Genomic DNA, 11119 nt, shown 5'->3' on the forward strand with positions numbered 1-11119 from the left:
AGACCGGTCAGGATCCTGGCAGCGGCAGCGGTGGCTCTCGCCGGCGCGCTCACGATCAGCGGCCCGGCCTCGGCGGCCCGCCGTATCTGTGCTGCCGGATCGGGTCAGGCGGCGACAGCGGCCCGGCGCAGCGGCGCGAGGGCGGTGCTCCAGGCCACGACCTGGTCCAGCACGGTGGTCAGCGCGCCGGTCTGGTGGGCGCCCGGGGTGAACTGGCTGTAGTTGACGAAGTCGGTGGCCAGCGACAGGGTGACCGCCGCGCGGACGTCCGCCATCATCAGCTCGCCGGCGATGAGGCGCAGCGACTCCACGGCGCGGGCGCCGCCGACCGAGCCGTAGCCGACGAAGCCGACGGCCTTGTTGTTCCACTCGGCGAAGAGGAAGTCGATGGCGTTCTTGAGCACGCCGGAGGTGGCGTGGTTGTACTCCGGGGTGACGATCACGAAGCCGTCGAAGGACGCGATCTTGGCCGCCCACTCGAGGGTGTGCGCCTGGCTGTACTGCGCCATCGAGGGCGGTACCGGCTCGTCGAGGTGGGGGAGCTTGTAGTCGAGCAGGTCGACCAGCTCGAACTCCGCATCGGTGCGCTGCGACGCCAGGTCCAGGACCCACTTGGCGACAGCCTCGCCGTTACGGCCGGGGCGGGTGCTGCCGAGAATGATTCCGATCTTGGTCATGACCAGTGCTCCGTTGCTCGATCTGTTGTTTGCTTCGTCAAGCAAATAGGTCTGGGCGGCGTGGTGTCAAGGTCGTAGGATCTTTGTCATGTCCGCCACCCCTCTCGCCGGGACCGCCGCGGTGGTGCCGCTGAGCCCCGCGGAGGAGGCGGTGATCCGGGCGCTGGGCCGGCTCATCCTGGTCATGCCCCGTGAGCTGGACGCGGACCTCCAGGCGGAGCAGCGCATGTCGCTGAGCGAGTACGCGGTTCTGCGGCACCTCTCGGAGTCCGAGCACGGCCGGATGCGGATGAACGAGCTCGCCGCCGCCTGCGACATGTCGATGAGCGGGATGACCCGGCTGGCCGCCAAGCTGGAAGCCCAGGGTCACCTGCGCCGGATCCGCTGCGAGAACGACGCCCGCGGGCTGAACGCGGTGCTCACCGACGACGGCCTGGCCCGGCTCCGCGAGGCGTGGCCGACCCACCTGCGCAGTGTCCGGCGCCACATCGTGGATCACCTGGAAGGGTTGGATCTGTGCCGGCTCGCGACGGCTCTCGAGGCGATGGCGGGCGGTGCCGGGAACGCGTGTCAGAGTTCCCCGCATGACGACTGACACCCGCCCGGCCGCATGACGTTCCACCCCGGCGAAACTGTCGTCCGGCGCTTCCTGCACTCCGATCGGCGCATCGCCGCCGTCCAGGCCGCCCGGGTGGTCAGCGACGACGACCGCGGGCTGCTGCTGTTCGTCGACATCGGCGCCGAGTCGATGCGGCGTACGGACCTGACCGGCGCGCCGACCCGGCACCTGAGCGTGGCCGACGAGCTGGCGATGCCGACCATGCTGTCGCCCGTACGCCGGGAGACCTTCCGGTCGCTGCTGCTCCTGCCGCCCGGCGCGCCGCACTCCGTCTCGTGGAGCTGGCTGGCCGACGGCACCTTCGCGGGCTGGTACGCCAACCTCGAGACCCCCGCGCGCCGCTGGGCCGGTGGCGTCGACTCGCACGATCAGACGCTGGACGTCCTGGTCAGCGCCGACCACTCGTGGTTCTTCAAGGACGAGGAGGACCTGAACTCGCTGGACCCCGCGGAGGCGGCGGCCGTCCGCGCGGAGGGCGAGCGACTGGGCAAGCTGGCCGAGACCGCGACGTTCCCGTTCGACGGCACCTGGCTCGGCTTCACGCCCCCGCCGCAGTGGATGCCGGCCACCCTGCCGCCCTGGTGGGACGCCGCCACCCCGTAACGCATGCCGTTATGGGTATACGATCGGCCGATGGCACGAGCGGCGACGACGACGGACGCGTTCAACGCGGTGGCCGAGCCCCGGCGGCGGGAGATTCTCGACCTGCTGGCCGACGGTGAGCTCGGGGTCAACGATCTGGTCGAGCTGCTCGGCCTGGCCCAGCCGCAGGTCTCCAAACACCTGCGGGTGCTGCGCGAGGTCGACCTGGTGCATGTCCGCGACCAGGGCCGCCGACGGCTCTACCGGCTGAACCCGGAGCCCCTCAAGCCGATCCAGGAGTGGCTGAGCCAGTACGACTTCCTGCTCGATCTCCTCGCCCCGGCCGCCTGACCGGTGACCGTCTCCACCGCCGACCGGACCGCCCGGGTCGCCTCCGAGGTCCTCGCCCCCGCCGTCCTGGTCGCGGGCCTGCTGCTCGCGGTCGGCTGGCACGCCGGTGACCAGCCCGGCGTCTCCCGCTGGTGGGGCCTGCCGGGCGCCCTGTTCGCGGCCGGCATCCCGCTGGCCTACGTGCTGCGCGGCGTACGGCAGGGCCGGCTGACCAGCCACCACATCCCGGAACGGGAGCACCGCCGGATCCCGCTGCTGTTCGGCATCGCCTCGGTGGCGGCCGGCCTGCTGGTGCTGGTGCTGCTCGGTGCGCCGCGCGAGGTGCTGGCCCTGCTGGCGGCGGGCGGCGTGGGCCTGGTCGTCTTCACGGTGGTGACCCACTGGTGGAAGATGTCGATCCACGCGGGCGTGGCGGCCGGCACGGCGCTGACCTTGACGGTGGTCTACGGCCCGTGGGCCCTGCTCAGCGTGCCGCTGGTGCTGCTGGCCGGCTGGGCGCGGGTGCGCCTCTCCGCCCACACCGGCGCCCAGGTGATCGCCGGCGCCCTGGTCGGCGCCGTGATCGCCGGCACGGTCTTCCCGGCCCTGCGCTGACGCTCACCAGCTCACCGCGACCGGAACGACAGCACGGTCACCGGCCCGCTGCGACCGGACCACGACAGCACGGTCACCCGCTCGCCGCGACCCGGATCCCGATCAGGACGGTCACGCCGCCGAGCAGCGTGGTGAAGACGAACGGGCCGGTGAACGGGGCCAGCGTGAAGAGCAGGCCCGAGAACGCCAGGGCCATGCTGCCACCCACCGCGTCCGTGATGCTCTTGGCCGCCGTGTTGAAACCCTCCTCGCCCGGGGCCGACAAGGCCAGCACGAGCGTGCTGATCCGCGGGTACAGCGTGCCCATGCCCGCGCCCGCCGCGAACCAGCCGATCGCCGCCACCGCGGGGTGCAGGGTCAGCACCACGGTGGCGAGCTCCAGGGCCGCCCCTCCCGCCAGCAGCGCGGCGCCGGCGCGGATCGCCGTACCCGGATCGAGCCGATCGCCCAGCCGGCCCTGCACCGCCGAGGCCAGCGCCCACGCGATCGCGCCCGCGGTCAGCGTGACGCCGGACAGCCAGGCCGGCAGGCCGTAGCGGTCGTGCAGCAGCAGCGGCAGGTAGACCTCGGTGCCGAAGAAGACCCCGCCGGCCACGCCGCAGAGCACCACCGTCGCCGGAAGGCCGGCGCGGATCCGGAACGTGCCCGGCGGCACCAGGTGGCGCAGCGCGAAGCCGATCACCACCACGGCGATCGGGGCCAGCAGCCAGGCCGCCGCCCGATCCAGCTCACCCAGCGAACTCAGCGCCACCACGGCGATCGCGACCACAGCCGCCTCGGCAACCCGGCGTGCGTCCGTCGCCGACGCCGGCACCCGGTCGGCCGGCGCCCGGTCCCGGCCGCGTACGGCAGGCAGCATCAGCCCACCCGCCACCGCGACCAGCGCGACCACCCCGAGAAACACCCAGTGCCAGCTCAGGGTGTCGGCGACGAAACCGGCGACGAACGGCCCGACCATCGACGGCAGCACCCAGGCGGACGCGAAGGCACCGAAGATCTTGATGTGCAGCGGGGTGGGATAGACCAGCGCGACGAGGACGTACAGCGCCACCGTCATCCCGCCCGCGCCGAGGCCCTGCAGGAAACGCGCCGCCACGAACACCGGCATCGACGTGGCCGTGCCCGCGACGGCCAGCCCGGTCGCGAAGACGGCGATCGCGGTGAACAGCGGGACCGCCGGCCCGCGCCGGTCGGCCCACGAGCCGATCGCGACCATGCCCACCACGCCGGCAGCCAGCGTCGACGAGAAGGCGAGGGCGTACAGGCCGCGCCCGTGCAGGTCGGTGGTCACGATCGGCATGATCGTGGTGACCGCCAGGGACTCGAACGCGGCCAGGAAGACCAGGCTCCACGCCCCGACCGTGGTCAGGGCGTACGGCCGCCCCAGGATGCCGGCCCGGGTGGTCTCGCTGTCGACGCTCACCGCAAGAACCTAGAACCTCACCCCGGGTTGAGGTCAAAGTCCGCGTCAGGTGGCGCCGGTCACCGCACGTCGACGTAGTCGCTCCCGCCGGTCGTCGCGGTGGAGGCCGCGTCGCCCGGATACGTCCACCGGAACGAGCCGTCCGCCGTCGCCTTCACCGTGGTCTTGAGCTTGCCGCTGCTGTCGGTCGTGGCGGTCTTGACGGCCGTCCAGGTGGTCGTGCCCTTCTTCGAGTACTGCAGGGTGACCGTGCGGGCGCTGTACCCCTGGTAGGTCCAGCTCTCCCAGCCGGCGCGGGTCAGCGTGCCCGTCACGGTGATGGTCCGGCCCTTGGTGACCGGCTCCGGCGTCGCGTCGATCACCAGCTTGCTGACCCGCTTCACCCCGACAGTGCCGGCGGCGTGCCGGTCGGTGAAGCCGTCGCCGCCGGACGCGCGGGCCCAGGCGGCAACTGTCCAGGCGCCGGACAGCGCGTTGCGGGCCGCGTCGACCTTGACGTCCATGGTGAACCGGGCCGTGCAGACCGACGAGGTGTCGCTGAGCTTGTCGCAGTCGGCCGGGCCGGACGCCAGCACCACACCGTCCGGCGCGGAGTAGCCACCGTGGTAGAGGTAGGCGTCACCGGCGGCGATGCCGGCCGGGTCCGTCGCGGTGAAGGCCACGGTGAAGACCCTGGTGCCGGACACGCCGAAGGTCAGGTCGGCACCGTCGTTGACCACGACATTCGTGATCTTCGTGGCGCCGGTGGTCTCGTCGGCCGGGGCGGCCGGACCGGCGAAGGCGCGGATCACCGTACGCCGGAGCCGGCCGTCCTGATCGCCGGTCGCGGTGACCCGCAGCGACACGAAGGCCGCCGTGGCCGGCACGGTGAGCGAGGCGTCGTCGAGCTCGGTCCAGTCGGCGCCGTCGTTCGTCGAATACTCGACCTTGTCGACCGCGGCCGCGCCGCCGCCCCGAGCGGACGCCGAGGTGGTGATCTCCACGGCGCCGGCCGCGCGGTTGCGCGCATCCAGGCCGGAGACGTCGACGCCGAGGTCGATCAGCGGCAGCGGCCCGTCGCCGGGCGCCCGGAAATCCCACTCGCTGCGGATCTTCGTGGAGAGCTGCGACCAGGCGACCCGCCGGGTGATGGTCTGGTCGTAGTGGTGGACGGCGCCGTCGGCGGTCAGCTTGCCGGTGACCGTGGCCCGGGCGTCCGAGCCGGGACTGCCGGCCGCGTCGGCGTACGAGGCCGGCTCGTTCATGCGCAGCTCGCCGCCCTCGCGGACCGAGGAACCGGTTCCCCGTGGCATAAAGGGCCCGGCCCCCACGGTCGTGCCGGCCGAGGTCCCGGCGGGCAGCGCGCGGTCGGGCAGCACCAACGTGCTGTCCCCGGCGCCGAGGGTGAGCTTGCGGTGCAACGTCGGGCCGGGCGTGACGTACTCGGTGACCGTGCCCGGCAACTGCACCGGGGACTCCAGATAGGACCCGCTCCACTTGTCCTTGAGCACGGACCCCAGCGCGGCGTTCGTGTTGACACCCTGCGCGCGCAGCGTGGTGACGGTCTTCGCGAGCTGGGCGGTGGTCACCTTGGCGATCGGCGCGGCGGGCACGCTGGGCCAGGACCGCTGCAGGTCATACCGGTACGGGCTGGGCACGGCGGCCGACGAACCGGCCTTGGTCTGGAGCTCGTGCAGGCGCAGGGTCACCCCGGTCACGGCGTACGGCGTCACATAGGTCTTGGCCGGGCCACCGCTGGTGAAGCCGACCTTGTCCTGGGGGCCGACCTCCAGCCAGTACGCCGCCGTGGACCGCGTGGCGGTGGCGTCGTCGGTGAGGAAGCCGGTCTCCTTGGCGCCGGACTCGGCGAACGAGACCGAGAGCGCGGCGTTGGTGACCGTGAACGTGCGGACGAGCAGGTAGTTGCGCTGGCGGAAGTAGCCGTACCGCGCGACGGCGAAATAGTCGCCCGGGGGCAGCTGGGCGGTGCCGTTCGGGCTGTCCCCGTCACCCTGCACGACGTGGTACTGCCAGGTGCTGCGGTCCCAGACGTACATGAACTTGCCGGAGACGGCGGTGCTCGCGGTGATGGCGAACTTCACCTGATACGTCGCCGCGGCACTCGCGGCCGGCGGTGCCAGAGTCAGACCCAGGGCGACCACCAGGGCGGCCGCGGCGGTGCGCAAGATTCTCACCATCGGGCCACATTAGAGCCACGGCCCGCCGCCCGGGGTCCCCTTATCGGCCACACAGTCCTGTTCGGCTACAGGAACGCCTCGGGGTCGAAGGCGTCCAGTTCGATGATGCGCACCCGGGGCAGCACGCTGGTGAAGCAACCGGCGTCGAACTCCAGGTCGAACAGGGCCAGGCCACTGTCGACCAGACCGGCGAAGCCACCGTTGAAGAACTCGGGAAAACCGATTATCCCGACCCGGCGGTCGTCGCCCAGCAGACCGGTGATGTGCGGCAGGAAGTCACCGTCATGACTGGCCAGCAGCACGTCGCCGGACCGCCGGCCGATCGCGTCCAGGGTGCGCTGGATGCCGATGTCCACGACCTTCTGATGCGGCGCACCGGACAGCGGGACGGGCCGGTAACCCATCGACTGCAACGCCCGGATGAACGGGGTGGGCAACACCCCGGACGACGCGTTCAGGAAGAAGAGGGCGGTGACCGGCTGACCCCACTGATCCTCGGCGAACTGCCGCAGCCGCTCCCACCGCGGCCGCTCCTCAGAGTTGGGCCGGCGCTCGAGGATCTGCTGCCCCAGCGTCGAATCGATGTTCTCGCCATCGATGATCAGGTAAGTGACAGCATCAGCCATGGCAGTGCCCACCTCAGATTCTCTATGTCTTCACTTCCGCCACCGCCGGAGAAACCCGTCTACAGCGCGATGACCCGAACCCGCTGCCCGCATAGCTTGATCATGTCATCGGCGTCGGAGGTCAGGACCACCACCGGCGCCGGCAGGCGAAGTGCCACCTCGGCGACCATGGCATCGATAGCGTATTTGTGCCCATGCAGGCCGGCCGCCTTCAGAAGCCCCGCACTACGACGGGCACTTTCCTTCGTCACCGCCTCCACTCGGATCCGGGACAGCAGCCAGCTCGACCGCGCCATGTCTACGCCGGAGTGGGAAACCTCGATGATCGTGGCAGCCGACATGGCGAGATCCGCCCCGTCCCGCTCCGCCTGCTCCAGCAGTCGTATCACCTTGCGGTCCCGGTCGATCCACCCTGAAAAGCCCTGCGAGTCGAGCACCAGCGACTCGAGGCTCACGCTGCGCGCTCCGTCTCCTCGGTCCCGTGCAGGAGCGCCCGGGCCTCGGTCATTTCGTCGTCGGTGAACGCCCCGAACTCAGCCTGGTAGCGGTCCAACTCCTCCCGCAGGAGCCGGCGCCGCTCGGCCCGCTCGGCCAACTCAGTGAGGTAGCCGGAGACGTTGTCGGTGTGCGTTTTCATACTCTCCAGCAGCTCAGCCGGCAGAGTGATCGTCACCTTCTTGGTCCTCGCCATACCGCGACCATACCATGGTATTACCGCCCCGACCGGCCACGACCATGGCTGAGGCGGTAGCGCTACGTCCGCTCCGGGCTAGACGTTGAAGCGGAACTCGACGACGTCGCCGTCCTTCATGATGTAGTCCTTGCCTTCCATGCGGACCTTGCCCGCCGCCTTGGCCGCGGCCATCGAGCCCGCCGCCATCAAATCGTCGTAGCTGACGATCTCGGCCTTGATGAAGCCGCGCTGGAAGTCGGAGTGGATCACGCCCGCTGCTTCCGGGGCGGTGGCGCCGACCGGGATCACCCAGGCGCGGGCCTCCTTCGGGCCGGCCGTCAGGTACGTCTGCAGGCCCAGCGTGTTGAAGCCGACCCGGATGAGCTGGTTGAGCCCCGGCTCGGTCTGGCCGGTCGACTCGAGCAGCTCCATCGCCTCGTCCTCGGGCAGGTCGATGAGCTCCGACTCGATCTTCGCGTCCATGAAGACCGCCTCGGCCGGGGCCACCAGCGCGCGCATCTCGTCCAGGAACGCCGCGTTGCCCAGTTCGGCCTCGTCGACGTTGAAGACGTACAGGAAAGGCTTGGTGGTCAGCAGGTGCAGCTCGGACAGCAGCTCCAGCTCGATGCCTGCGGCCTTGGCCCCCGTGTACAGGGTCGTGCCCTCGTCGAGCAGCTTGAACGCCGCCTCGGCGGCCGCCACGGTCGGCAGCCGGTCCTTCTTGAGCTTGGCTTCCTTCTGCAGGCGGGGCAGCGCCTTCTCGACCGTCTGGAGGTCGGCCAGGATCAGCTCGGTGTTGATCGTCTCGATGTCGTCGGCCGGCGCCACCTTGCCGTCGACGTGCAGCACGTTCGGGTCGGAGAACGCGCGGACCACCTGGCAGATCGCCGAGGCGTCGCGGATGTTGGCCAGGAACGCGTTGCCCCGGCCCTGGCCCTTCGACGCGCCCCGGACCAGCCCGGCGATGTCGACGAACGAGACCGGCGCGGGCAGGATCTTCTCGGAGCTGAAGATCTCGGCGAGCTTGCCCAGCCGCTCGTCGGGCAGCCCGACCACGCCGACGTTGGGCTCGATCGTCGCGAACGGGTAGTTCGCGGCGAGCACGTCGTTCTTGGTCAGGGCGTTGAACAGAGTGCTCTTGCCGACGTTGGGCAGGCCGACGATCCCGATGGTAAGGCTCACGACAGGCCAGTCTACGGGGCGCGCCATTCGTGCAGGACGGTCCCGTCCTGGGTCCAGTCGGGGGTGATCACCTCGCCGGCGACGACGGTGACCCGGGCCAGGATGCTATACGTGTCCCCGGGCCCGTACCGCCGCTGGAGGTGGCTGCGGTTGCGGTCCCGGAAGCGCGGGTCGGTCAGCGTGCGGACGGCGGCGTAAGTGCCCCGGCCGTAGGCGCCGTTGCAGATGGTGACCGACCGCATGCGGTTGAACGGGTTCGGCGCCCGGCAGAAGTGCGCGACGTCCTCGACGAGCCGCTGGTCCGGCGCCGTGCCTTCCAGCCTCGAGCGGAACGTCGCCGAGTGCCCGTCCTCGTCGACCACCCGGAATCCGGCGGCGTCCCGGTCCTGGGCGACCGGAAGGTTCAGGGCCTGCATCACCCGGCGGGTCATCGGCCCTTCGATGCCGCCCAGCAGCACAAGGTGATTGGTGACGTCGTTCTGGTCCAGTTCGTCGGCGAGCTTGCATTGCACCGGCACGCCGGGGTTGGCGGCGCAGACGTGACCGTAGAGCTCCATCAGGGCGTCGAGGTCGGAGTAGGCGTACAGCTCGACGTAGTCGGGTCTTTCCGGGGAGATGTGCGCCCGCAGCCGGGCGCAGACCAGGGTGATCGGCGACCGGTCGGCGAAGTGCCACAGGCCTTCCCACGGCGACCGGGTCGTCAGCTCTTCGCTGCCCGGCTGCGCCGCCGGCCCGGCCGAGGTGGCGGACGAGCGCAGTTCCAGCAGCTCCCGGCGGAGTTGCTCGAAGCGGTCCAGCTCCTCGCCGTGGAGTTCCTCCAGGGCCGGCAGCCGGCCTTCGGTAGGCGCGCGGGCGCCGGCGAACAACCGGGCATACGCGGTCAACCAGTCCTCGGACGGGACTGCTTTGCCCTTCTCCCAGGAGGAGATAAGCGGGACGCTCTTGTGGAAGGCGCGGGCGACCACTCCCTGGGTGACCGGTTCGCCGTTGAAGCCCGCCTCCCGCAGGCCACGCAGGCGGTCGCCGAGGCGCCGCTTCCCGCCGTCCATCATCGCCGGCCCTTCAGCCCCACTTCAGTTTTCCACTGAACGTGCGCACCGCAGTGGGTGCTACGGGCGGCGATTACCCCTGAAAGCCGCAATCATGCTTCAGCAAACGCTGAAGTCCGGCTACCGGCTGGTCAGCCCGAGCGGGTTGTCGGCCATCGTGCGGAGCTGGGTCACCATGGTCCGGGCGTCGCCGTCCGGGTTGCCGGCCAGCGCTTCGGCCAGGGCCCGCAACTGCGGAGCGGGCAGCTGCGCCATACCCACCCCGTGCAGCGGGATCGTGACGCTCGGGCCACCGGCCGGGTCCGAAGCGATCAGTGTCGGCGCCTGCATCACCGACTCGCGGCTCGTGCCCCGGTTGCGGCGGTAAGCGGTCGCGCCCCCGGTGATCGTCGCCGTCGCCAGGTCGACCGTGCGGCTGCGCAGCGCCGTACGCACCGTCACGCGGGTGCCCTCCAACCAGGCCGCCGTACGCAGGGCGCCCAGCGCCAGGTAGAGCCCGACCAGCATGAACGGGATGCCGAGCAGACCGATCAGCCGCAGCGGGCCGAAGCCGTCGCCGCCGTTGAACCAGCTGCCGTCCGAGATGCACTCGCGGACCGACGGGGGCAGCAGCTCCGGCGGGATGCCCGAGACCTCCGACGCGCTCGGGCAGGAGTCGTCGGCGCCGAACGCGCGGCCCAGCCAGCCGTCCACCACGAACGGCAGCAGGGCGAACGCCGCACCGGCGGCCGCGAAGATCAGGCCGAACGCGACGCCGAAGGCCTTCTGCGCCGGTGGGGAGCCGATCGACAGCCGCAGTCGCTCAGTGATCACGGCCCGAAGCATACGGGCCACACGGTCATGTCCGAATCCCGCCAGCCGAGCGCCCGGTACGGGGAGCAGACTCAGGTCCATGGAGTTGGACTTCGAACGGTGTTACCGGGCCGTCGACAGCCGTGACCAGCGGTTCGACGGCTGGTTCTACACCGCGGTCCGGACCACCGGGATCTACTGCCGGCCGTCCTGTCCGGCGGTCACACCCAGACGCGAGAACGTCACCTTCTATCCCAGCGCCGCGGCGGCGCAGCGGGGCGGCTTCCGGGCCTGCCGCCGGTGCCGGCCCGACGCCGCCCCCGGCTCCCCCGAGTGGGACCTGCGGGCCGACCTGGTCGGGCGGGCCATGCGGC

Annotated in this window: 14 protein-coding genes; 5 read left to right on the forward strand and 9 right to left on the reverse strand. The window is 71.0% G+C overall.

The window, feature by feature from the left end:
• Positions 1-104: 104 nt before the first annotated feature.
• Positions 105-677: an NAD(P)H-dependent oxidoreductase gene (locus AB0C29_RS16605; protein WP_360821009.1), complete on the reverse strand. Its 573-nt coding sequence runs from the start codon at positions 675-677 to the stop codon at positions 105-107.
• 88 nt (positions 678-765) lie between these two features.
• On the opposite strand from AB0C29_RS16605, the gene AB0C29_RS16610 reads away from it, so the two are divergent.
• The 4 genes from AB0C29_RS16610 to AB0C29_RS16625 are packed head-to-tail and all read left to right on the forward strand — an operon-like array spanning position 766 to position 2823.
• On the forward strand, positions 766-1272 hold the full coding sequence (locus AB0C29_RS16610) for a MarR family transcriptional regulator (protein ID WP_360821011.1): 507 nt from the start codon (positions 766-768) through the stop codon (positions 1270-1272).
• Between the two features lie 15 nt (positions 1273-1287).
• On the forward strand, positions 1288-1899 hold the full coding sequence (locus AB0C29_RS16615; RefSeq protein WP_360821013.1) for a DUF402 domain-containing protein: 612 nt from the start codon (positions 1288-1290) through the stop codon (positions 1897-1899).
• A 30-nt stretch (positions 1900-1929) separates the two neighbouring features.
• Positions 1930-2229: a metalloregulator ArsR/SmtB family transcription factor gene (locus AB0C29_RS16620; protein ID WP_360821015.1), complete on the forward strand. Its 300-nt coding sequence runs from the start codon at positions 1930-1932 to the stop codon at positions 2227-2229.
• A 3-nt stretch (positions 2230-2232) separates the two neighbouring features.
• Entirely contained in the window at positions 2233-2823 is a 591-nt protein-coding gene (locus AB0C29_RS16625) for a phosphoesterase PA-phosphatase (protein ID WP_360821017.1), read from the forward strand.
• 73 nt (positions 2824-2896) lie between these two features.
• Here the strand turns inward: AB0C29_RS16625 and AB0C29_RS16630 are convergent, their stop codons facing one another.
• The 8 genes from AB0C29_RS16630 to AB0C29_RS16665 all read right to left on the reverse strand — a co-directional run bounded on the left by AB0C29_RS16630 (position 2897) and on the right by AB0C29_RS16665 (position 10766).
• The gene (locus AB0C29_RS16630) at positions 2897-4246 is read right to left on the reverse strand and encodes an MFS transporter (RefSeq protein WP_360821019.1); all 1350 of its coding nucleotides are present in this window, start codon (positions 4244-4246) and stop codon (positions 2897-2899) included.
• A gap of 59 nt (positions 4247-4305) precedes the next feature.
• On the reverse strand, positions 4306-6423 hold the full coding sequence (locus AB0C29_RS16635) for a hypothetical protein (RefSeq protein ID WP_360821021.1): 2118 nt from the start codon (positions 6421-6423) through the stop codon (positions 4306-4308).
• A gap of 65 nt (positions 6424-6488) precedes the next feature.
• Positions 6489-7049, reverse strand: a complete 561-nt coding sequence (locus AB0C29_RS16640; protein ID WP_360821023.1) for an NYN domain-containing protein — start codon at positions 7047-7049, stop codon at positions 6489-6491.
• Between the two features lie 59 nt (positions 7050-7108).
• On the reverse strand, positions 7109-7504 hold the full coding sequence (locus tag AB0C29_RS16645; protein ID WP_360821024.1) for a PIN domain-containing protein: 396 nt from the start codon (positions 7502-7504) through the stop codon (positions 7109-7111).
• Complete coding sequence (locus tag AB0C29_RS16650) at positions 7501-7740, reverse strand: hypothetical protein (RefSeq protein WP_360821026.1); 240 nt, start codon at positions 7738-7740, stop codon at positions 7501-7503. Before AB0C29_RS16650 ends, AB0C29_RS16645 begins: the two co-directional genes overlap by 4 nt.
• 78 nt (positions 7741-7818) lie before the next feature.
• Positions 7819-8904: a redox-regulated ATPase YchF gene (ychF, locus tag AB0C29_RS16655; protein ID WP_212994234.1), complete on the reverse strand. Its 1086-nt coding sequence runs from the start codon at positions 8902-8904 to the stop codon at positions 7819-7821.
• Between the two features lie 11 nt (positions 8905-8915).
• A complete protein-coding gene (locus AB0C29_RS16660; RefSeq protein WP_360821028.1) occupies positions 8916-9956 on the reverse strand; it encodes a helix-turn-helix transcriptional regulator in 1041 nt (346 codons plus the stop codon).
• A gap of 117 nt (positions 9957-10073) precedes the next feature.
• Positions 10074-10766 (reverse strand): hypothetical protein, encoded by a 693-nt coding sequence (locus AB0C29_RS16665; RefSeq protein ID WP_360821030.1) that lies wholly within the window; start codon positions 10764-10766, stop codon positions 10074-10076.
• Positions 10767-10845: 79 nt separating this feature from the next.
• Here AB0C29_RS16665 and AB0C29_RS16670 point away from each other — a divergent pair.
• Positions 10846-11119 (forward strand): Ada metal-binding domain-containing protein (locus tag AB0C29_RS16670; RefSeq protein ID WP_360821032.1); only part of this gene is annotated, 274 nt, incomplete at its 3' end.

Origin of the sequence: Actinoplanes sp. NPDC048791 (assembly GCF_040650095.1) — a bacterium.
Classification (GTDB): domain Bacteria; phylum Actinomycetota; class Actinomycetes; order Mycobacteriales; family Micromonosporaceae; genus Actinoplanes.